This window comes from Paenibacillus sp. FSL H7-0716 (assembly GCF_038002705.1).
Classification (GTDB): Bacteria; Bacillota; Bacilli; order Paenibacillales; family Paenibacillaceae; genus Paenibacillus_AQ; species Paenibacillus_AQ odorifer.
Genome location: NZ_JBBODA010000017.1, coordinates 52,893 through 77,217 on the forward strand (window position 1 = coordinate 52,893; position 24,325 = coordinate 77,217).

The 24,325-nt window shown below is 38.7% G+C and carries 14 protein-coding genes and 1 pseudogene; 11 read left to right on the forward strand and 4 right to left on the reverse strand.

Features of this window, described 5'->3' with window-relative positions; all coding sequences use genetic code 11:
• Window positions 1-136 precede the first annotated feature (136 nt).
• From dpdE to MHH60_RS20455, 8 genes are read left to right on the forward strand one after another with little or no spacing between them, the layout of a single operon-like run.
• Window positions 137-3,397 (forward strand): protein DpdE, encoded by a 3,261-nt coding sequence (dpdE, locus tag MHH60_RS20420; RefSeq protein ID WP_076136701.1) that lies wholly within the window; start codon window positions 137-139, stop codon window positions 3,395-3,397.
• On the forward strand, window positions 3,394-5,910 hold the full coding sequence (gene dpdF / locus MHH60_RS20425) for a protein DpdF (protein WP_076136703.1): 2,517 nt from the start codon (window positions 3,394-3,396) through the stop codon (window positions 5,908-5,910). Before dpdE ends, dpdF begins: the two co-directional genes overlap by 4 nt.
• Entirely contained in the window at window positions 5,907-6,776 is an 870-nt protein-coding gene (dpdG, locus tag MHH60_RS20430; protein WP_076136705.1) for a protein DpdG, read from the forward strand. The genes dpdF and dpdG overlap by 4 nt, the downstream gene beginning before the upstream one ends.
• Window positions 6,749-9,874: a protein DpdH gene (dpdH, locus tag MHH60_RS20435; RefSeq protein ID WP_143766737.1), complete on the forward strand. Its 3,126-nt coding sequence runs from the start codon at window positions 6,749-6,751 to the stop codon at window positions 9,872-9,874. The genes dpdG and dpdH overlap by 28 nt, the downstream gene beginning before the upstream one ends.
• A gap of 13 nt (window positions 9,875-9,887) precedes the next feature.
• Window positions 9,888-10,592 (forward strand): hypothetical protein, encoded by a 705-nt coding sequence (locus tag MHH60_RS20440; protein WP_076136709.1) that lies wholly within the window; start codon window positions 9,888-9,890, stop codon window positions 10,590-10,592.
• 60 nt (window positions 10,593-10,652) lie between these two features.
• Complete coding sequence (gene dpdJ / locus MHH60_RS20445; RefSeq protein ID WP_076136711.1) at window positions 10,653-15,224, forward strand: protein DpdJ; 4,572 nt, start codon at window positions 10,653-10,655, stop codon at window positions 15,222-15,224.
• The gene (gene dpdK, locus MHH60_RS20450; RefSeq protein WP_076136713.1) at window positions 15,221-15,733 is read left to right on the forward strand and encodes a phospholipase D-like domain-containing protein DpdK; all 513 of its coding nucleotides are present in this window, start codon (window positions 15,221-15,223) and stop codon (window positions 15,731-15,733) included. The genes dpdJ and dpdK overlap by 4 nt, the downstream gene beginning before the upstream one ends.
• Entirely contained in the window at window positions 15,734-18,559 is a 2,826-nt protein-coding gene (locus MHH60_RS20455; protein WP_076136715.1) for a hypothetical protein, read from the forward strand.
• 522 nt (window positions 18,560-19,081) lie between these two features.
• Here the strand turns inward: MHH60_RS20455 and MHH60_RS20460 are convergent.
• From MHH60_RS20460 to radC, 4 genes are all read right to left on the reverse strand, one after another.
• Window positions 19,082-19,321: a hypothetical protein gene (locus MHH60_RS20460; protein WP_341161156.1), complete on the reverse strand. Its 240-nt coding sequence runs from the start codon at window positions 19,319-19,321 to the stop codon at window positions 19,082-19,084.
• 249 nt (window positions 19,322-19,570) lie between these two features.
• Window positions 19,571-20,641: a ParB N-terminal domain-containing protein gene (locus tag MHH60_RS20465; RefSeq protein WP_076136721.1), complete on the reverse strand. Its 1,071-nt coding sequence runs from the start codon at window positions 20,639-20,641 to the stop codon at window positions 19,571-19,573.
• Entirely contained in the window at window positions 20,628-21,422 is a 795-nt protein-coding gene (locus tag MHH60_RS20470) for a ParA family protein (RefSeq protein WP_076136723.1), read from the reverse strand. The genes MHH60_RS20465 and MHH60_RS20470 overlap by 14 nt, the downstream gene beginning before the upstream one ends.
• A 186-nt stretch (window positions 21,423-21,608) precedes the next feature.
• Window positions 21,609-22,223, reverse strand: a complete 615-nt coding sequence (gene radC / locus MHH60_RS20475) for a RadC family protein (protein WP_076136725.1) — start codon at window positions 22,221-22,223, stop codon at window positions 21,609-21,611.
• Between the two features lie 369 nt (window positions 22,224-22,592).
• Between radC and MHH60_RS20480 the strand changes: the two genes are divergently transcribed.
• From MHH60_RS20480 to MHH60_RS20490, 3 genes and pseudogenes are all read left to right on the forward strand, one after another.
• A complete protein-coding gene (locus tag MHH60_RS20480) occupies window positions 22,593-22,910 on the forward strand; it encodes a hypothetical protein (RefSeq protein WP_076136727.1) in 318 nt (105 codons plus the stop codon).
• A gap of 413 nt (window positions 22,911-23,323) precedes the next feature.
• A pseudogene (locus MHH60_RS20485) lies at window positions 23,324-23,536 on the forward strand (transposase); the annotation flags it as partial.
• A gap of 294 nt (window positions 23,537-23,830) precedes the next feature.
• Window positions 23,831-24,313, forward strand: a complete 483-nt coding sequence (locus MHH60_RS20490) for a helix-turn-helix transcriptional regulator (RefSeq protein WP_076136729.1) — start codon at window positions 23,831-23,833, stop codon at window positions 24,311-24,313.
• Window positions 24,314-24,325 lie beyond the last annotated feature (12 nt).

Consider the following 24,325-nt stretch of genomic DNA (forward strand, 5'->3'; position numbering starts at 1 on the left):
TCATTGACTAATCAGTATGAATTTGGTACTTTTGAATTATCATCGGGGGCTTTTGTCAATAGTGATAATAGTTGAAAAATATCAAGGCCCTACTATAAATTAGTAGGGCCTTGTTTCACACTTGGGGGCATCGAAAGTGAGAAGAATCTACGTCGGTTCGTTTGTAAAAGTTGCTTCAAATGAAATGGGCATAGGAAAACTAACCTCTTATTCGCAAGAGAATAAGTTAGCGGAAGTAACCTATTTTCACTCTATCAACAAGCAGGAAGTCCTCATTCATCCATTGACAGACATTGAAAGAGTTACTTTGGACCATCAAACCAGATGTTATTACTATGATGAAGAAAAAGAAGAATGGAAGATGGGCCGTGTTCTCCGTATTTTAGATAATGAATACGAAGTGGATTTTCCAGATACATTTTCCGCATATATTCCTGAAAACAAATTGAATGTTCGATGCGCTGATTCTACCACTAATCCTATGGAAGTATTGTCGATTCTAGGACAGGAAACGTCTTTTTTTTATCAGAGACGCAATTCATTTTTACAGATGTTAATAGAACAGCGAGCAGCTGCCGGCGGGATGACAGGATTGATCTCCTCTGGCATTGTAATACTGCCTCATCAAGTCGAAGTGATTCGCCGCGTCTTGGAGGACCCTGTACCTCGATACTTGCTTGCAGATGAGGTCGGAATGGGCAAGACCATCGAAGCAGGAGTCATTCTTCGTCAGAAGCTTTTGGATTATCCCAATCATCGCGCTCTTATTTTGGCTCCTACTTTTTTGTTAACCCAGTGGGAAGAAGAATTAACACAGCGTTGTCTAATTGATCAGTTTCCTGGGCGCGTTCACTTTGCTGGGCTAGAATCTATTGATAATAAATACAACCCCATACCAGACATTATTATTGTAGATGAGGCACACGAACTAGCAAGGATGGCCTTCTCTAAGGACCCTGTTAAGCAAAAACGATACGATACTTTAAAAAAGATGTGTCATCGTGCCAAAACATTGCTTCTGTTATCAGCTACCCCAGTGCTAAACAATGAATGGGAGTTTTTATCTATGCTGCATATTCTGGATCCCGATCAACACCGCTTGGAGGATATTGATGCCTTTAGGTACAAAATAGATAAAAGACAAGAGGTAGGCAAGAGCCTCTTGTCTTTCCGGGAGGAGACGAAGCCATTCTTAATCAAGCGGCGGATTGAAAACTTCCGAATGCTCTTTAGTGAAGATAAAATGTTACTGTCGCTATTAGTCGAATTGGAATTGTCTTTGGATCCTGAGTATGAAGAAAAACGGAAGGGTTTAATACGTCGAATTCGGATACATATATCAGAAACCTATCGCTTACATCGTCGGATGCTCCGCAATCGAAGAGATAACGAAACATCCTTATTTCAACATCATAGGGGAGAGTTATCTGTTATGGAAGAATGGGATTTGGATGAAAGAACGGAAGAAATTCATCTTATTTTGGATGACTACCGTATAGAATCGTGGGCAGCGGAGAGAGAAATATGGGACGATGAACATGTAGTTACGTCCCCTCGCTTTTATATTTGGATGTCTCTTCTTGAAGCGGTATGCACAGATGAAAATTTACTTCGTGATTTAGTTATAATTCGTAAAGAACGAAAATTGATAGAAGATATGTCTGATATCTTCTATGGAACTAATTTGCAGTATCTTGTTGAGACTCCGCATTTTGAGGGAGAACCGGAGATGTTGGATCGCCTATTGAGAGTATTTGCTTACCCAAGTGAAATGGGAGATAAAAAACAATTACTAGCAACAATGATCCAACATACTCAAAAACGGGCACAACAAAAAAAAATGTCTCCTCGTAAAATTGTGGTGTTCACCCAACATACTCGGGTCTGCAAGCATGTTACTCAATTCCTAAAAGAAATGTTTGGTGATGAAGCTGTAGGCGGATATTTTATGGGATTGAATAGAGAGCAGATTGAATTAGTAACAACTAACTTTCGAGATAAAAGCGAGTGTCAGATACTCGTGTGTGATAAAACCGGTGAAATCGGTCGTAATTTCCAGTTCGCTGATGAAATGATTCATTACGATGTGCCATTTGCTCCAAATCAATTGGAACAGCGCATTGGACGGCTTGATCGTTTTGGGCGTAATAAGCCATTTCGAATTTCAGTTCTAACTGGGCCGGACGCAGAAGTGAATTATCAGTGGGGTTGGCATCGATTTTTGAAAGAAGGTTTAGATATTTATAATGATTCAATATCATCTTTGCAATTTTTCATTGATGCTATTCTACCCGATGTTTTACGTAATCTTTATGTGACTGGATTGCCGGGTTTGGAAAAGAGCATGGAGGGAATTCGCACTAGTATTCATGATGAGAAAGTGCGGATTGCTGAACAACAGATTATTGACGAAATAGATGCTCGTGAGCAACAGGCAAGTAATTTCTTTGATCAGTTAGTTCTTCACGAAAGTAATTCGGAGAGAATACAGCAATCAATAGAGCCTTGGGTATGCGAAGCCATGAGATTTAAAAAAATTGAGAATGGAGGCAGAATTATCTACAAGGCTGCTTTAGGCACGCTTTTACCTACGCAACACTTGGTTGCTCTGAATGACCAAATGGAAAGACCAGGTTGTTTTGACCGTGAAATTGTGATAAGGAACAACAACTACAAATTGTTTCGTCTTGGTGATCCATTCTTTGATATTCTAAGCGGATATCTACGTAAGGATGATCGCGGACAAACTTATGCATTTTGGAGGAAAGTAAAGTCTTGGACACAAGATACAGATTGGCTTGGCTTTCGTCTCCATTACATTGTAGAGGGGGACCTTGAACCCTTATTGAAATTTTTGGAGGCGAAGGGTCTTCGAGTTGATTCAAAAGTGTACCAGCGACTATTGGATAAGTTTTTCGAGCCTACTTATGTCGAAGTTACACTTGATTATCAAGGCAATAGAGTCGATGAGGAACATGAGCACTTACTGGCTAGACCCTATTGTGATGTAGAAGACGGTGGAACCGATACGAGCATAATAAAAGATAGATTACAAGTAATACGTGATGCATTCTCAACAAAGCAATGGCAGAAGATATGTGCTATGATTTCATCCGATTCGCGTCAATATTTAAATGAGGATCCTAAATTTATTGAAAAGTGTCGAACAAAAGCAGAAGTTGCAATGACCCATTTCAATTATCTAAAAGTTCAAGTGGAAATGAGAAAGCTTTACGAAGGTGATTTGATAACTTATGACGGATTTGATGAGGAACAGTATGAAGCTTTAATCCAGGGTATCAAACAACCCAAAGTTCAGCTGGATTCTGCAGGATTTATAATTTTATCAGGGAGGGATTTGTTAAAGTCAGGGAAAAGAGGAGGTAGCACATTTTGAACGAATTTGATGAACTGCAGGAATGGATTCTAAATGAAAACTTCATCTTTGAACCAAACAATCCCTTTATCATAAGATTTGTTCAGGCAATCAAGAGTGGTGCCATTGGGATGGATATAGCAGTCCTGATTCGAGGTGTTTTACGTTATGAATCGGAAATAAATGGAGGGCAACGCATATTCTTGCGTGTCCCTCGCACAACCAACTGGCCGAATGAATTAATGTATGAATTAGTTGGAATCGTTATATTGGATGAAAAGCAGGATTCGTACTTAGTGTGTGCCGAGACTTGGTTGCCTAAATGGCTCCCACAAGCCGAAGAAATAGGTCCCGAAAGGCCATTGTTTGCTTTGAAACCACGTAATGAGATGAAGGAAGTAGAAGGAGACCCATTTTTAGAGGAAGTTAACAGACTGAATTACCGATGTAGTGCACAACGTGCTGCGGTGCGCACTATTCTTACTTCACCTCAAGATGCAACAATATTATTAAACCTTCCTACTGGAACTGGAAAAAGCTTGTGTGGTCAATTGCCAGCTCTTCTGTTCTCTAGACAAGAAGGAGTTACGGTCGTCGTTGTACCGACCGTCGCACTAGCTTTGGATCAGGAACGTGCATTAATGCCACTGATTAATCGGCCATCTGCATATTTCTCCAGCAGTTCAAGAAAAAAAGAAAATAAAGAAATTCAAGAAGCAATAATGGATGGAACACAACGAGTCGTATTTGCCTCTCCCGAAAGTGTACTTGAATCATTAGATTATTCACTCCAGATTTCTGCTGAACGTGGTTACTTCAAAATGTTAGTCATTGATGAAGCGCATATTGTTACAGGCTGGGGTGAGGGGTTTCGCCCTGCTTTTCAAGAACTTGCAGGATGGCGCAGGATGATGTTGCGTCATTCAGTTACTCCATTCCGTACGTTACTACTTTCCGCGACGGTGACCGAAGATTGTTTTGAAACACTACAAATTCTATTTGGTAGTCCGGTACAACTTAAGATGTTCTCATCGGTAACTCTTCGACCAGAACCAGCTTATTGGATGACAAAGTGTACAAGTAGAATTGAGAAAATTAATAAGATATTGGAAGCAATCCGAATGTTACCACGTCCTCTTATCGTTTATACCACTGAAATTAAGGATGCCGAAGATTTATATGCAATACTTCTGGCAGATGGATACGAACGGATTCGCGTTTTTCATGGAAATACAGGACAAGATGATAGAGAAGCAATTATTCAAGCATGGAGCGAAAGGCAATTGGATATCATTGTCGCTACATCAGCATTTGGACTTGGCGTTGACCAAGCTGAGGTCCGCGCTGTTATCCATGCCTGTGTTCCTGAGAGCATAGACCGCTTTTATCAAGAAGTAGGTCGTGGTGGTCGAGATGGGAATGCATGCCTTTCACTTCTAATTTATGATGAAGAAGATGTTAGTCGCGGTAGTAGAATGAGTGCCGCTCAGTTGATTGGGGTAGAAAAAGGCCGTCTTCGCTGGGATAGGATGTTTGCACGAAAACAACAACTTTCAGGAGAAATAGATACTTTTCTATTTCCGATTGGTAAGCTTTCCAAAAGAATAAATGGCAGAAATGATTATAACGAACAGTGGAACCTTCGTATTTTAACAATGATGTCTCGTATGGGGATAATTGAATTTGATTGGGGAGTAAGAGGGCAGTCTTCAGATTCAAATGATAAAATCTTACGAGTTGTGCGGATATTAAAACATCATCATCAAGAAGAGAGTTTTTGGGATGAGGTGGAAAATTACAGAAAGTCGAGCAGAAGAAATGATAGAGAAGAGTTCGATCTTATTAATAGGTTATTGAAAGGTGAAGAATGTGTTTCTGATGTGTTAAAAGAGCTCTATTCTATTAATGATCATACTGATGGAATATATACAAAAAATTCTGTTATCGCTGTACCGGCTTGCGGAGGATGTCCGGCATGTCGAAGAGAGAACAGACTTCCTAGAGGAGTTCCGGGCGCATCGTACCCGCTTCAATGGCCTGCTGAAAACACTACAACAGAATTACTTCAAAGATACTTAGATCCTGTCCAACATCAGTTGTTATTGTTTAAAGAAAAAAAAGGAAGTTTGCAAAATGCGTACAGCATGCGAGAAAAACAAAACATGTTTAGGACAATTCAATGGTTTCTACATCAAGGCATAAGGCATATCGTAGCAGATTCACAATGGATTCAATGGATAAAGGAACATGAAGCATTGTCACGACGGCATATCTTCTTTACATCTTCTTTAAGTGAACATTCACGTCTTGCACGTATGAAGTGGCAGATACCTACACTAGTTATTAATGAACAGCCAGAAGACTCAGTAAATGTTTTTCGTTGGATGGAGCAGCCAACCGTCAAGGAACACCCTGTTATTTTTATAGTTTCTAATACAATGGAGAATCCATTGCGTCCTGCAACGATGTTGCAGAATACCTCGAATATACGATTTTATCAGTATGATGTTTTTAGACAGGAGGTCGGAATATGAGTTTGATTAAAACGCCTGAGGCATCCCCAGCACGTATATACGCTATTTATGCACTGATTGCTCAAATGCATGGACAACGATTAGAAATTGATTTACTAAAGAGGATGATTATGCCGTCAGCTTTTGCTTCTCCAAATTTGGAGCGTAATGAAACAGATTTTATTGGAAAAACAATTCCTGAGATGATTTCACTTGGACTTATTAAGCATGAGAATAATTTCCTTCAAATAACCGATACAACAATTCCAAAGGGATCAATATCTTCCCAAGTAGCTATTCTTCTGCCACATGTCATTAGAAAAAGAGTTTTATTTTCCGAGGAAGACCAAAATGAAGATTTAGGCAGAATCATTGCATGGTACTTGACACAGAACCCATATCGGGCACCTGGTAATTGGAAAGAAGTTGAAGAAGCATTATTAAAGCAATTAAACGACAAAATGGAATGTTCTAGTGATGCTCGTTACGGTCAGTTTGAGGATTGGTCTCTGTATTTAGGTTTTACTACTCGCATATTGAAACAACTGATGCCTGACCCTACAAAAGTAATTCGGTACTTTCTGCCTGAGCTATTTCATGACAGTCGAACACATTTTATAGATACGGTTGTTCATAGATTGGCAAAGTTATGCCCAGTATTCGAGCATGGTAGTTATCGAGAAAAGGTGAAGAATACCTATGGAACGGAAGCACTGCTTCAAGGTCACTTATCGCAAACAACCTCTTATGCTTGGCTAAGATTGCAAGACGAAGGCATAGTTGATTTGAGGATGAAATCGGATGCAGACGTCTACGTTTTAACAGCACAAGAGAAAAAACACCGTTATTCTGAAATAACATGGAATGGAAAGGTGGAAGAGATTTGAAGCCATTGTTATGTTGGCAGACAGAGCAAGTATATAAAGTCATGGATAAGGATGCGCTACATGTTCAGCAGCACTTATTTCTCGCTACCCACCATCCAATTAAGATGTACAAACAGACGGCAAGTCCAAAAGTTCACGACAAAGGTGCACCTTACGATGAGGCGACTTTCTTAAATAACTTTACATCTGGAAAAGATCAAATGTTTGTTCCTATTCTTGGAGAATCAGGAACGGGGAAATCACATCTTGTTCGCTGGTTACATGCAAAGATAGATAAAAAAGGCCGTAAGGTCCTGCTTATTCCTAGGTTAACAAACCTTAAAGAAATCATCCTTATGATATTGGAGGATCTTGAAGACCCAGTATTTGAGGAATATCGGCAACGTGTGCGACATTCAGTAGGCAATATAACGTCCGAACAAGCAAAAGAAATATTACATAACAACATTACTCTTGTGATTGGTAAGAACGGTAACCATGCGGTTGAACGCTTAACTGATGCTGAATTGTATCTCATGGAAAATCTCCCTCATTTATTTCGCGATCCGGCATTCATTCCCGAGTGGTTTAAAGAAGATGGTATTATCCATCAGTTGGCTGAACATATTGTTGGTGGTAACGGAGGTCGTTTAAATGAACGTCGAGAATTTACTATTCAGGATTTACCGATAAATATGGCATATATTAACCGTGCGAGTGAAGATGCTCGGGATGTTTATAGTGAACTTGTAGCAGATTATCCATTACAGCAGCAGGCAGTGGAATGGATCAATCAAAATTTGGATCAAGCGATTTCTACAATGCTTAGCTTGTCTAGCACCGATTTAGTGAAAATCATGAAACAGGTACGCATTGAATTAGCGGCTAAAAACATTGAACTTATTCTACTCATAGAAGATTTTACGGTGTTACAAGGTATTGATTATCAACTACTTGATGCGCTTATCTATACATCTGCTAAAGATAATGATACCAAAGCATTAGAAGAAGAAGAAGAAGAAGACAAACTATGTAATATGCGCGTTGCTCTTGGTTGTACAACTGGATATTTCCAAAGGTTCGAAGACACTGTCCTAACAAGAATATCTTTCAGGGTAACGCTTGATGTTGGAGAAGACTTAGTGCCACAGGAAGAGGTAGAGAGATTTTCTGCCAAATATCTAAATGCTTTGCGTACTCCTGAGCAAGATATTAGGCAGTGGGCTTTAGAAAAAGAGAACACTAAACCGTTGAGGTCTGCATGTGAGGACTGCACTTTTGTTGAATCATGTCATGAAGCATTCGGACAAACAGACGGGATTGGATTTTATCCTTTTAACAAAAAGGCGCTTTACACAATGTACAAGAGAGGAACCAAAGAGGAGAACTTCAATCCGCGTCTCTTAATAGGAAAAGTATTACGCTATATTGTAGAGAATTACGCAGAACCAATACGAGAAGGGCAATTTCCTTCATCGGCGCTGTTCGACCATTTCGGTGGCAAGTCCATAAATCGACTCTCCACAATAGTCCAAAATGAAATAGAACGCCTTGATCCAGTTCATTATGACCGACGACTAGCTTTAATTGAATTGTGGACAGAAGAATACGAAGTAGTTGATTTCCATCCTTTTATTCATGAAGCATTCAACCTTCCGACTCTACAAAATCGAAAAGTTTTCTTACAAGAGGAGGCAAGAAGTCAACAAGCAAACGGAGAATTTAGTGCTGATCAGACAACAAAAGATGAGTCTTCAGTAAATGAGCAGCCTCTGGAGAATAAGCAAAATTATGAAAAGACGATTGAGTCTAAATCAAGGCTACTTGAAGTCGACTTACCACAATCCTTAATGGAACGCATACAGACCCTCGATCAATGGGCTAATGGAGGATCTTTAAGTCAAAACCATACACAATTTATGCGTGATATTTTATTCGAGGCAATTAATGATTATATTAACTGGGATTTTGAGCAAATAAATCAGAAATGGTTTCAAGATAATGGTCTATGGTCAAAACGAAGTATAAATTTTGAATCTCAATCTACACAGCAAAAGCAAGCTTTAGGTCAAATTCGTTTGAATTTACCGCTTAGGGAAAATGAACGAAAAGATACGGCACTTACTCTTCAAGGATTGATCTACTACCAATATTATAAGCACTGGGAATTTAATAAAGGATCTGACTTTTTACGTTATTCTGCCCGTTATCTTGAACAATGGTGTTCTATGCTGATTAAGCAGATGCGTGAAATCCCTTTGAATAATGAAGCATTTGATCCTCTTCCTCTGGCTTTGGATGTGCTCGCAATCACTGCAGCAATAGGGGGAGCAGTTAAGAATAATTCTTCTGAAGGCATAACTGAAGTTCTTTTTAACCCTATCTCTTTACCAAGTGGCGTAAGGACATCAGAGTGGACCAAATTACTTGAATTATTACTTCTTCATAGAGAAGAAATAAAAAGTATAGCACTAGCAAGGCTGTCTATCATAAAAGGTGAAACCAGAAATCGTGTGAGAATGGTGGATGCTTCAATAGTATATAATCATGTTCTGAATTTGGATCTGAGTAATTTAACCTTACCTCCAGATGATAAGATAGGTGCATTTGACAAATTAATAAAATGCTCAGATATGTTACAAAAACAAGTATGCCAAGTGCTAGAGGCCGAGCATTTAGATAAATTGAAGTGGACAGAAAGAATGAAGGAAACCTTTGGGGACACATTAGACGGCAAGGTAACTGCTTTGCAGGTGAATCAAGCAATAAAAACTGCTATTTCATCTGCAACATTACGAGGAGATCAACATGAAATACAGGCGGCTACTGCTATTCTAGAAGCTAGATCAATTAGTAACTTGGTGCGAGTTATTAGTGATAATGAAAAAAAACAAGGTTTAGAACTGGCAGTATCTTTAGGCAAATTGCCCACGAAACATATAACAGATGTTACGAATAGCTTAACAGTCATAGAAAAATTTCTAGAAAATTCTACTAAAAAAGTTGAAAATGATCTGATGCAACTACAAGGTGATGAAGCAATACAGGAACTTGAAACAATTAGAACTGATATCCAAAAAGATTTGGCTTTAGTTGAATTGGCATTAAAATCTTTTTAAAGGGGATGGAATAATGCTTGCTGTAAAAGCGGCAACATTTATTGAGTTAGTAGAGAAAAAAAAGTTATTAGAAGAGAATAAAGAACAGATTCAATTGTTTAAAACACGTCAAATTGAATTACGTAATGCTCTTATAGAATTAGCAAGGATACGGTCTAATTACTTGTTAATGCGAGATGCTAGTATACCTTGTCCAGAATTAGGAGAGATACTTAGCCCTATCGAAGTAATAGCAAAAGATAAAATTCAATTGTTTACTAAAAATCCGCAATCGGTCTTGGAGAAGACTGCTTTTCAGGCATTTATAAAGGCCATTAAAACTACTGTGACAGCAGTTTCTCAAGGGTTACTGCAAGAATGGAAATTATATGTAGAAGGATTAATGCCCTATATACAGCAAGACACTTTAAATATATTGAAGAAAGTTCCTGCTTTCAAATGGGAAACTGAACTCATAGAACAACATATGGCTTCATTACGAAATCATATGAATAGATTACCGAATGTTAATGCTGAAATTGAACAATTAAGAGAAATAAGTAAAGTGCTACATCAACTTTGGAATAAGTTTGGTCAAGGAAATGTTCCCCCGGAGATATTACACTTTCTCAGATTGGCAGGAAGTTCAACGGGAGCACCTTTGTCAATTTTAACGGAAGAAATATTGAACTGGCTTAATGAACATGGGATTTATAATGATTGCACTATTCGGATTTAAGTGTTAATTGTTTAAGTGCAACTAAGCATTTAGCAGGATCTATTGAAATGAGGGACCTTGATGGACTGGAAGCAATTGTTTCTGAATGAGCTAGAAGCAGAAGAGGCTAAGTATCTTTCTTGGGGTTATGTGGAAGGATCTTTCACTGATGAAGAATTGACAAGTATGGCCGAATCTTTTATCGAACGGTATGAAATTCATGATCTCTCGGTAGAAGAATTGAAAAATGCGTTACTCGAAGATTTGAAAATTTCGATGTTGCCTTCTAAAGGTGGAGAAGTGTGGCGAACGCGGATGGCGGAAACGGTTCGTTTGATCGCACGTTTGCGGCAATGGTTTCCTACAAAGGCATGGCAAGCCTCTCCGACTTTGGTAGCTGATTTTCGTTTTCAGGAGAGGTTACGTATTTATCCCAAAAGACACATCAAAGCCCAATCACTAATCGATACCACTGAAGGGTTGTTAAATTCGTTAGAAGTGGATGTGCTCCGTAATTTCTTAGAAAACAAAGGATTTGATTATAAGTTGTCTGAATTTCAGCAAGAAGCTGCAATTCAAATGTTTAAAGATCTCCAAGATGAACAGTCACGGGGGTTTATTGTGACCGCCGGTACCGGAACTGGTAAAACATTGTCGTTCTATCTGCCTGCCTTAACATGGATTGCTGCACGCATTGATAACACAAATTGGACAAAAGCGGTTGCTTTATATCCAAGAAATGAACTTTTAAAAGATCAGTTTATGGACACTTTTAAAGAGGTTCGCGAACTGAACCAGATGAAATCCTTGGAGCGTCCTATCTCAATTGGTGCAGTATTTGGAGACACACCTACTAATAAGGATCAAGTAATTCATAAATGGAAAATGACAGCACAAGGCTATGTCTGCCCATTCCTGAAATGTCCGGATTGCAAGAGTGATCTAATATGGACCAAGCCAGATCACGCTAGCAATATCGAACGATTAATCTGCCTTAAGAGGGGCTGTAGTACTGTTATCGAAGGTGAAGTCATGCCGTTAACCCGCAGTAGAATGCGTAGAAATCCGCCAGATATTTTGTTTACAACAACGGAAATGATGAATCGTTATATGAGTGATCATAATTATGGTTCGCTTATTGGAATTCGTTCGTCTCAACCTCCTCGGATTGTGTTACTTGATGAAGTTCATACCTATACCGGAACCCACGGTGCACAAGTTGCACTGTTACTACGCAGATGGCAGCATGTGCTAGGTGGAGTACCGCTTCAATTTGTCGGCTTATCCGCAACATTGCGGGATTCAGGTGACTTTTTCAGTCAGCTAACAGGGCTAGCGCGCTCCAAAGTTGCAGAGGTTGATTCATCTTATGGTGAGTCTGAAGCAAAGGGAAAGGAATATCAATTGTTATTACGTGGAGATCCAGCATCGGGTACCTCGCTGCTCTCAACAACGATTCAGACGGCTATGCTACTGCGCCGTATGTTAGATAAAACACCAAGAGATGGGAATGTTACTACATTTGGCTCCAAATTGTTTCTATTTACAGACGATCTGGATGTTACCAATAGACTATTTCACACACTTCTCGATGCTGAGGCGAGAGATACCAAGAACAAGAATTATCCGAAAAAACTTGACCGTGAACCATTAGCTGCCTTGCGGAGCCATTATAATGACGAGGCACAACAGAGAATGCAAAACGGGCAGTCATGGTTATTTGCTGAAACTATTGGTCATGACTTGACTCAATCGTTAACTATTGGACGGACCAGTTCACAAGATACAGGTGTGGATTCAAAAGCGGAAGTAATTGTATCTTCACCCTCTCTTGAAGTAGGTTTCAACGATAAATTAGTTGGGGCAGTTATTCAGCACAAAGCTCCACGTGATTTGGCTTCCTTTGTACAGAGAAAAGGACGTGCCGGTCGGGACCCAGATATGCGTCCATGGATGGTCACGGTGTTATCTGACTTTGGCAGAGATAGGTATATGTATCAAAGTTACGAAACGCTGTTTCAACCTGTCCTAGAGAGACAAGAGTTGCCAATTATGAATCGTTATGTGCTGCGTATTCAAGTCGTTTTTGCTTTTATGGATTGGATTGCTTATGAATTAAACCAGGAAGAAATCAAGGTAGGAAGCCTATGGCAAATGTTTGCACAACCTCTTGATCAACGATATCAAGACCAGTATCAAAAACCACGGGGAGAAACTCGCAAATTAATCAAGAGAGTGAAAGATGATAGCTCATTACGTGCTAGAATGGAAACTTATATTCGGAAAGCACTGAGTATATCTCAGCAAGATGTTCGAGCGATTTTATGGGATCCTCCGCGTTCACTTATGTTAGAGGTTCTTCCGACACTGCTTAGGCGGTTAGAAACGAACTGGGGGGTAGTAGGAGACCTTCGCGCTAAAGAGGCGCATATATCTAACCATCCACTACCAGAGTTTGTACCATCAACGTTATTCAGTGAACTTAGCCTGCCAGAGGTCAGCATTGTACTGCCATCTGATAAAATGGAAGACCAATCGATGGATATCATGCAGGCGTTGAATACTTTTGCACCAGGCCGCGTATCTAGAAGATTTGGAATTGCTCATAGTGGAGAAAGTCACTGGATTGCCCCACCTACGCTAAAACCGGGTGAAACTGGGGAGTCATCAGAGTTAATGATCTCAACATTTTGCAGTGAAGACGAATATCGATATCTTGGGACATTTCCTTATATTAATATAGACGATAATGTTGTTGAACTACCAGTAATCAGACCTTGGAAACTGAAACCTGCTCAGTCTGATTCAAATGTTGATACTAAATCCAATGCCCGCTTGGTTTGGAAATCTCAGATTTTTCCGTCTGTACAAGCGTTTATTGAGAATGTAGAAGAAGTATCCTTTAATGATGGCGAATACGGTAGAAGTGTGGAAATTCCTACAGGACTTCATTGGTCATCTCTTTTGAAGAATATTCGATTTTTTACACATGATTCATTTAGCGCTGTTACAGTAAGAAGGTTTGCCATCGGTTCGGAAGCATCTGTAAGACTAGTTACTCAATCGGATCCATTGGAACTTTCTATTCGATTTGGTTTAGAACCTGGAAAAGCGGCAGCTTTAGGATTTGTCCAACAAGTTGATGGCATCCGCTTTGAATTGAAAAATATTCCGGAAACTATTATCTCATCTGTTGATTTAAATAAGGCAAAACTTCGATCATTCCGGACAATGTATTTCCAGCATTCTGTCATGAATGATCCATTGTTAAAAGAGAAGGGCAACATGTTTGTTCTGGAACGTATGGCAGAAATCTACTTATCTGCATTGTTACAAACTGCACTTTTCAATGATTGGTCTTTAACTGTAGCCTGTGATTATATTCATTCAAATGATTTTCCAAAGGTAATGAACAATGTAATGCACGTTATTTTTCAAGTATTGGAACAGGAAGAGATTTCTGAGATTGAAGAGGAGGCTCATTATCAGCGGACTCATCTCAAGTTAAAAACTTTATTCGAAATCCCATTAGTAGGCGAAAGATTGAAATCATTAGCTGTTATACTCTGGTCTAAAGAAACGCAAGACTGGCAAAATTGGGCTCAAAAGCGTTGGATCTCTACGTTAGGTGAAGCAATATTGGCAGCCTGTTTAGAAATTTCTGGTCCGCATCGTAATGGTGAGTTGCTTCTCGATATTGGTGGAGGACCTCAAAGACAAGATGACGGAAGTTGGTCGAATAAGGAACAAGAGATTTGGATTACAGAAACAATTGAAGGTGGAAGCGGGATTATTGAAGAAATTATTAATCAGTATCAAAGAGATCCGCGGAGGTTTTTCCGATTAATAGAGAGTGCTCTTACACCGTCTGATGCCGAAATTGTTCATAGTGAGTTGTCACGTATATTGAAAGAAACTCAAATTAATGAAGAGCTTCAAAATCAACTTTACGAGTTTCGTAACGCTAATGGATATAAGGAAACTAATAAAGCACTAGAGGGAATTAAGCAAGTTATGGAGCGTTCTGGAATATTGGTGACACATCCTGTTATGAATGGACTATTTAACCGTTTGCTACGACCTGGCAGCAATCAACAGACTGATCAATTCATGTTCGAGTTATTACAATTGTGGGAGAGTGAAGAAAGTAGACTAGGTGTCGAAATGGACGCTCGTGTCTTCGCCTATGTCTGTAGTGTGGATAGTGGGAAGTCAGCAAATCTGGCTGCAGCCCTTGATCATATTGATCCTCGGGCGACAGATGATGTTAATTGGCGATTTAATGTGATCTACGGCATGATTTGGCCAAGAGGATCACAAATTCGTCGTCGAGCATTAGAATCATACAATCCGTTTACGCCTTCAGTACCGACAGATCGGGAGTTATTGCTGAACACAGTGGAACTTCATAAACGTGTCGATTATAGTGCACCTAGTTGGAGAGATCTAATGATAGAATCTCTTATCTCATATGGATCAGTTCAGTTACTTGTTCCGCAGGATAACAAACTAGAAATCAGTGATATTATCCTTAGTCTTACTGCAGCACCGCTTGATTTAGGCTTCTTACATTCTTACCCACGAGTAGAAGGTATTACAAGAGACAATGGGATGTTTATTATTCATTTTGAAATTCGGGAGGCACTTCTATGACTCGATATATATATACCAATGCCGCCTCTCGAGAAATTCCGGATTTGTTACAAAGTATCCTAGTCGCCGAACTAGTTAAACCGAGCCGCTGGCTGTTCCTTGCTTCGCCGTGGGTTTCAGATATCCCAGTCATCCATAATAGAGCCAATGAGTTCATGTTGTTAAATCCAGAATGGGCTCGGAAAAACATTACTTTTACTGATGTTATTGTGGAGTTAATGGAGCGGGGAACTGAATTTTTTCTTGAAACTCGCCCGGTTAAATCAAACCAGCAATTCATTGACAATATTAAGAAAAAGACTAACAAACCATGGAATAACCTTAATCAAAATGCTGTTCTTCATCGTAAAGGATTGTTAGGAGACAGTTACTTTTTGAGTGGATCGATGAACTTTACTAATAACGGAATCACTACACTTGAGGAATTTGTCCAATATACGATTGATCCAACTGAAGTTTCGGAAAATCGGATTGTATGGGGACGATCCTGGGGGAAGGGGATGGAATAGATGTTATCTCCCACAGTTCAGGATTTTCTAAATCATTTTTATGCATTACCTAATTTGCTCGTATGGGACAAAATTAATACTGGAGGCTATGGAGATAAATTTAAACCATATTTAGCTAGATTAGAAGGAAATTATCCTTCATTTACGGTATTGCCTTATATGGAGCAAGATAAATCATTTACATGGTTTGCAATCGCTTTTAACGATACCTCATTTACACAAGTGCGAGAAGTGATTCGCTCTTTTGTTGGGGTCACATACAGCAGTATGGATTTTTATCAAGTGGATGATTTCACTCATATCCAAGATACAAATGTTAGGAACTTTACTAACGGTCACTTTTTTAAATTCCGAGGAAACGATAAGGCGATTGGGCAGAAGGTTCAGGACTTATTTCGACTGCTCAAGGAACGGCCAGAACGTGGAGTAAGCATACCAACTGACCCAAGTCCTCTATTAAGAACCTTTGAGCTAGCCTTACAGGCTGGTGAACATGGTCTTGCTGAAACACAAATCGCAATCTTAGAACGGTATAACTTAATTGATCCTCGCAATGCATTATTTATGCGAATTGAGATGTTATCAAGATTAAATTGTTGGCAAGACATTTTGAACCATCCACAAATGGAGGATTTATTAAAAGCTCCACGACCGGCAAGGGTAACTGAAGGGATCATTCGTGCGGTGTACGTTGAGTATCTGGAGCCGTTGGAATCTGATCCTGAAAGTATGACAAGAGTATTTAGAGAAGATATTTGGCCGGCATATCAATCATTGTTCCGAGTACGTGGGTCGCTAACGCATCCTCATGTTTTAATGTGTTTCATGCTTCGTTCAATTATTCCTGAGGAACCATTATATGAATTGCGTAATGAAATCTTGTCATTAGCTGCCGGACAACCGATTGAACCGTTAATACGTTCATTAACAAACAAACCTGATGTTTTAAGAATGGCATTGGGAGTGACGGCACCTACATTAGAGGAAGCCAAAAGTCTAGCGGATAATAGTAGATATGCAGAAGCATTTAAGTTAGCAGTCCAGTTTCCTCCGTCGAAAGAACAGATTCAGTTATTGCTAATATGTGCTTATGAACTTCAAGATTTGATCGTAGATAAACAAGTAGTAGATTCGATATCGCGGTCAGGGATAATAGACTGGCAACCAATACTTACTACCAGACATTTGCAAACATGTTATGAATATTTATATTCATTAAATGATAAGAAATCTAATGTGCATGACTCAAACGTTAGTAATACGCTTCCGGGATCATGGAATGAATGGTTTGATAAAATAGAGGTCATTGACCTTAACCAGGCAACTGTGCTAGCTAGACGTGGGGCCGTGGAATGGCGTCGAGATGGATTTCTCGATAATTATGCTGAAATGGAAAAGTTTAAGAGTTATTTGAAAGATGACAGTAAGACAACAAAAGATACATTGAACTTGTCAATGTTATACTTGCTGCGTTTCTTTTCTGAAGATCCACTATGGCCACGTGGAGAATTAAAAGATACTTATGGGGAACTTCACAGAATATTTCTTTCTCATATGCAGGGAACTTCAGAAGAGATGAAGATTTCATCAGTTTGGCTGCAAACACTCCTTACCTTGGGTTTGCCACAAGATGAGTATCGAAGTTTATTTGAAGATTTGACTCAGACGTGGAGAAAATATGCATCTAGAGAGTATTTTAGCGCCTTAGTACCGATTCTTAGTCAATCTGCAGATCTTCCTTGTCCGGATCTTTTATCCAGATGTAGACTTGTTCATCAAGTTCATGATCTTGCATCCAAAAATAAGAATTTTGGAGTAATGGAATGGGAAGAGGTTGAAAGTAGATTAGTTCCAAAGGATTGGGAAACATATTTTAGTCTGTTGCACTCTGCCCAAAATGATTATCAGTTCTTAGCAGATTGGTGTGAGCGGATTCAAAATAAAGGTATAGATTGGACACCGACCTCTGCTCTAAGAGTCAATGATTATTTTATTAATTGGATTGTTGAAGAACCTGAGTCTGTAAAAAGATCAATACTAGCACGTGCTCTTTCACCTTTTGTTCGCTTTATTGTTCAATACCGTGATTTTCCAAGAATCAATGATGTTGATCTTTATGAGAACTTGGCTGATGCTGTGCGTATATTTGCCAGTAAGAATGATGAGACACTACAGGACTTAATTAAGCTCTTGGATGGTCTTTTGCTTAAGAAACCGGGAGAAGCTGACGCACAGTGGCGATACACTAAAGATTGGCTAACCTTTCAGCCAATTCTACGTTTGCTTAGTTCTGTATTTGATTGTATGGAATTATTCCGGGATTATGGTGTTCCGGGAATGGAAATTAAGCCCGTTTGGGATGAGTGGGTTGGCCAATTATATGACAAGTTAGAAAAAGATATGGATTCATTGAGAGAATATCTTATTCTACTTGGCGAAGAGGTATCTGGTAATTACGACGTGTTGGAACTGCTTCGTAAACAGGCTCAGGATGTTGTACAAGATGAAAGTGATCCATTACTAAAACTACAAAAGATGAAAATTACGATTTTCTCCTGTAGAGAGAAGGCAGCAACTCGTGCATCTGAGCAGATTATACGCCGCAATTCAAAGCTAAATGTACGAGTGTGTACGAGTGACCGGGCAACTTCTCAGACAACAGCCTATGCTAGTCAATCAGATCTTTCTATAGTTGTCACTACTTGCATCTCGCATGCTTTAACTGTAGGTATTGAAAAAAAGCTTTCAAGGGAACCGATTTATCCGCGTAGTTCGGGAGAGGCCGGAATTGTAGAAATTCTTGAAGAATACGCTATGGGGATATAAATCCATCATTTTTCTAAGTTATAATACGTTGTGTTATCTTCTCATATGGATTGGGCGTATACGGAGATCACCTGAATGCGCAGGTTGCTGTGCATTAACTGTGCATGAAGGCGGAGGAGATCTACGTGCTCTCGGAGAATCTGGTCGTAAACACTAAGCAGAGCACGAAGCAAGCACAGTACCATATGGGGATCTACGTGATTCAGGGAGAATAGTCATGATTCTCCCTGTTTTTTTATCTGTAGCGGGTAGCATGGACGTCAATAGCAAGTCAACTTACACCGTCAACCTTAAAAAAGGGCTATGCAGTAAGAGGTGGTTTAGATTTTTATCTGAATTTCGCTTTACAAGTGTGAACCTGTCAATAGAAATCAAAACATTCATAAGAGTCGAGTATAAAAAAATAAGCCCTGCTTTTTACAAAGGCAAGGCTCATTAATTATTTTAACTATGTTATTTTATAAAGATTGTAATTGATAAAGGCCTCAATATTTCAGTTGTTTGCAAAAGATTTAGATAAACTTATGTGTTGAGAAGTTGGCGTCCCTGATCTACTAATCTTTGCAGTATTTTTATTTGTTCTTGCGTTTGAACCGAACGAGTTTGTAATAATAACTCAATTTGAGGTAAATCATATTTAAGTTTAATGATTTCAGCTTTTTTTCCACTATAAACTGATGTTTCAAGATTTAAATATTCACATGGACCCTTCAAAGTCTCACAGTATTCTTCAGCATCTCCAGCCTCATAAGCATATTTCATCATATCCAGTGTATTCTTCGAAATGATCTTCGTATTCTTGTACAAAGTAGGAGTATTCGACTACAAATTTGGTTTTCTCTATATTATATTCCCCCCCCGTTTCTTCTAGCGCATGAGTATTATATTGGATTAATAAAAATAATTCAAACATTGGAGAGTATTAGGTAAAATGGATATAAGTAACTCCAAAAAATCTGAAGATCAGGTGAAATTAATTGGTCTCTCTCTATCGGCATGAATAGAATCGTATTAATCGGTTGAACTTTCCACTTGCTTCTCTCCCTTTAACTTTGCTCCTTGTTGTTGTAGAAAAGCGAAATACATTTTCAGAGCCTTGTCGATAATTTCCTCGGCCTCAGTTACTTGGATTTGTGGAGTGAAGTACTTAGCATATACCTCGTATTTTAGTTTAAAAGGGGAAGCAGATTTGCTTCTTGATTTGATATTAATTTCTCCTGACAATATTTTTTCTATTTGTTTAGCTGATGAATTTCCAGAAAAGTTCCTTAAAAGGTCAGCCTTTTTCATATCTACTTTGTAATTGTGTTGAGTTAAGGCGTCTTCAAGAATGTTTTGCTCTGCAAGCGAGAGATAAGAGAGACTTACAGCAGGATACAAACCAATTTGTCCATCGTCCACACGTTTTTTCAAACTCAAGGAGAGTTTCTCTATGCGTAGCAGTCGAGCAATTGTATTTTTAGATAGACCGTATTCCAAACCAAGTTTTTCGTCGCTCCGCAACTTCGTACCTAAAAGGGACGAAGTTGTTTTTTCTTTGGTGTACTGCGGATCTTCAAATTTTCTAATTTCATCAATAATGTCGTTCCGCTTGCCTTGGGAAAACATAGTCGAGTAACGAAGAGTCAGTACCTTTGCTTTTTCAGAGGGCAGTAGATCGGAAAATGAACGCTGAAGGACATTTGTCTCCACTACATATAGAAGTGCTTCATCATCGGATAAGTATTCTTTAATGATGCACGGAAGTTGATCTAACCCGGCAAGAGATGCAGCGTTCATGCGGTTATGCCCTGCTAGCATTTCAAATTCGTAATCGTTTTCGTCGGGATCAACCTTACGAATAATTACTGGAACAAGCACTCCATTGGTTGCAATACTCTCCACCATATCCGACAATCGTTCACCTTCGTATAAGCGAAAAGGATGAGGTTTAAAGTATCTTATTTTACTTATGGGAATTAACTGAATATTATAGATTGTTATGGGTAACTCTTCAATTTCTTGGTATGATTGTTCAGAGAGTTTCAATAACTCATCAATGCTGCCCAACTTCGGAACAGTTCGCCGTTTAGACAAGGTCATGCAGGATCAACTCCTCTGCTAAGTCTTGATAAGCAGCCGTTACTTTGGATCGAGGGAAATATGTCAACAAGCTTTGGCTATAAAAGTTAGCTTCTCCGACTTTGACCGACAGTGGAATTTGTGATGTGAAGATGCGTATGGTGTCCCCGTAATGATCCAGAACTAGTTTAAAGGCTTCCTTATACAAATTGGTGCGTGGGTCACACATAGTCATCAGAATTCCTTTAATACTGATCCGAGGATTAATTCTTTTCTTTACTTTCACGATAATGCTTAATAGTTGAGTAAGACCAGTGGCGGACCAGAGTTGTGGATTTACAGGAATTAATACGCTGTCACAGGCAACTAGGGCATTTATAGTTAGCAAGCCTAAGGAAGGGTTTGTATCGATAAGGATATAATCATAATGTTCTTTCATAGGTGTTAGAAGCGTAGCTAATGTTTTTTCGCTTCCCATTTCATCGCGTAAATTAATTTCGGAAATGGATAGTTCGATGTTACTCGGAATGAGGTCTATATTTCCTAGATGATACAAATATTTTTCAGTTGCAGGTAATGGGGTATCGGTCATGATTGCATCGAGAATATTACACATGCTTATTGGAAGTTGATCGGGTTGCTCGATTCCGAAACACATACTCAAATTACCTTGAGGATCTAAATCAACCAGAAGTACCTTTTTGCCTTTATGGGATAAGGCGCATGCCAAATTGTATACTGTAGTTGTTTTACCTGTTCCACCTTTTTGATTAGCAATCGTAATAATAGTTGTCTTTGTCATAATAAAACCTCCTTTTAGAATACCCGGAATTTATTAATGTGAGGTGCGACAGGCTCTCGAATTTCTGGTGTAATATAATTAAATGAAAATACAAATAACCACAAAAATTATTTGCGGGTTGCAGAATTTCATATATTTCACTAAGTTAATAATGGTATCCGAGTTAACGAAAGAATTTGGATTACATTAATCCACCAATAATCCCTGTTCTTTTAAACTTAAATATCGATGACCTCCAATTATGATGTGGTCCAGCAATTCAATACCAATAAGCTCACCAGCACTAATAAGACGCTTGGTAATTTTAATATCCTCTAGACTGGGTTCTGGATTTCCGCTTGGGTGATTATGGCAACAAATTATCGATGCACTGTTGCGCTTTATTGCTGCTCTAAATACTTCTCTTGGATGTACTAATGAAGCATTCAAGGTTCCAATGGATATTACATCCTTAGATATAACATGATTTTTTGTATTCAAGAATAGACAAACAAATAATTCTTTAGGAGCGTAGCGTAATTCCATACCAAGGAGTTCGTATACGTCTTTAGGTGAACGTATTAAGGGTGACTCGTTGGCTGGCGCTGTGAATTCTTGTACGAACTGTACGGTCGAAAGAATCTGTTTGACTCTGGTTAACCCAATACCTTTAACACTAAGTAGTTCTTCTTCAGTTACATCGGCTAAGGAGGCTGGAGTAGGGAAACGATGGTACAATTCATCCATCAGATAACTATCAGGTTTTTCTCTGAGTATTGAAGCTAATAACTGCTTGTAGGACTGTGATTTAAGTGAGTTCATATCAATTACCTCCTAAGGATACAATAGTTAAAAAATAAACCGAGCAGAGAGTTTCTGCTCGGTTTATTTTAATCCGCATTAATAGTAATGAGCCTGATATTAGGTGCTTTTTGGTGCTTCCCAAATTAATTACACATGTATCAGAAATATAATATGTAATTAAAAATTATTATAAAACTATTGTTTGATTTTCCTGGAAGGAAAGAATTCAAGATGGTCGTAATTCGAATGTTTTTTGTGAGTTAAGCGCAATTTAATTGCAAACATTCTTTAGAAAAAGTATAATTTCAAAAATAAAGCATATAAAAATGATTCTTATAACAAAGAGATCTGCTGTTTTCTTAAATTTAGAATATGAGGTGAGTTACTATGAATAACAATAAAGAGTATGAAACGATTTATCAAAAAATGGACTTAGTAGAATATATTTATTATCTGCAGTATGAAATGGAAAATGATGACATATTGGTAAAAACTAAAGATGCAGATTTTCTTGTTTGGGAAGGTAGTACTTTTAAAGTAAATGGTGAAGAATTTACTACTGCTGAGTTTTATGAAATGCTTTCATCGATGTGGGAGCAGGCTGCGTGTAATGGCCAAGATTTTGAATATATAAATAACAAGTTCACAAGTATTAATGAGATTGAAGTTAGAAGAGAAAAAATTAGTAGAATTATAAAATTATAAGTGATAAAAGTTTGTAAGAGGGTTTAAAGTAATTCCTCAGTGGATCAGTAGTTGGTATGGATATTTTTAAAACGAGAAATTCCACCTGGATTTTATTGATCCTCCCGTATACTCACTTTAAATTGGTTGACCGAAGAATCACCTCATTATGAATAACTATTATAATATATAGAAATTGAAAAACTGAAAGATGAAAATTAGTACATGAGCGCATAAACTGTTCATGTGCTTTTTCGTATTATTAGGTTAACCAGAAACTACCGGTTGGCCTATTTTTGTAGGTGCTATAAGATGGCGGTCCGGGAGAACGAGGGCTTTTTTGGGGAAGTTACCCCGTCAATAAAACTGTTCTCCTACTTCCCCCAATGACCATGTTTGATCTGGTAGGGGCAACAGACCCCGTATCACAAGCCTTTGCCGATCCCTATTCGTCCTGGCAACGAGGATCTAACGAAAACGGGAATGGACTTCTTCGGGAGTTCTTTCCAAAAGGTCATGACTTGGGACAGGTTACCGATGAGGAACTCGCTCATGCCATCCATCTCATTAACGACCGTGCTCGAAAATGTCTAGGATGGAAATCTGCTCACGAATCTTTTATGGAACAGGTGTCGCACTTAGCTTGACAAAGCGTCGGTAAGAAACCAGATTTTGAAAATCTCTTTTTTTATCGTTCTGTGAAAATGCGTCCATGGGGTGGATTTGAAGCATACAGAGCAGTATGGATGTCATGGTCTAACGAGTATACAGATTAGATGTAGGATGTTTATGACAGAGTAGATTAGATGATTTTTTGCAAGAGATTAGGTTAAATGTTCTTGATAATAATTTTTCCTGAAGTAAAAAAAATTTATCTGGTCAAATATATTGACACGATAAAGTTAGGCTGATATTATGATGGCAGATAGGAGTGGGATATAATGGAAACCAAGAGTGAACAAAACACTCAGATCGCTTGTTTACAAAAAAATTTATCTGCAATCAGAAAAATTGCAGGATGGACCTCTGAGCAACTCGGCGAAAGAATTGGTGTTACGAAGCAAACCATTAGTAATCTTGAGAATGCAAAAACTCCGATGACACTAACTCAATATATTGCAATTCGGTCAATTATTGATTTTGAAATGCAAACAAATAAGGAAAACACTGTCTTGCCGCAAGTTGTAGATGTACTACTTAATAGAGAGGAAGAGTATACCGACGAAGAGCGGGAGAAAATATCTGAAAGTGTAAGGACTATTGCAGCTACTGCTTCAGGAGGAATAGGAGGGACAGCTTTAGCAGCTGTTAGTGTAGGATTACTTGGAGGAATTTTGGGTACCCCACTTTTAGCGATTGGGGGAGTTGTAGCCGGCTCAACATGGCTAGCGAAAATTCTAAAGGGAAAAGATAAAAATAGATAAAAATTATATAAG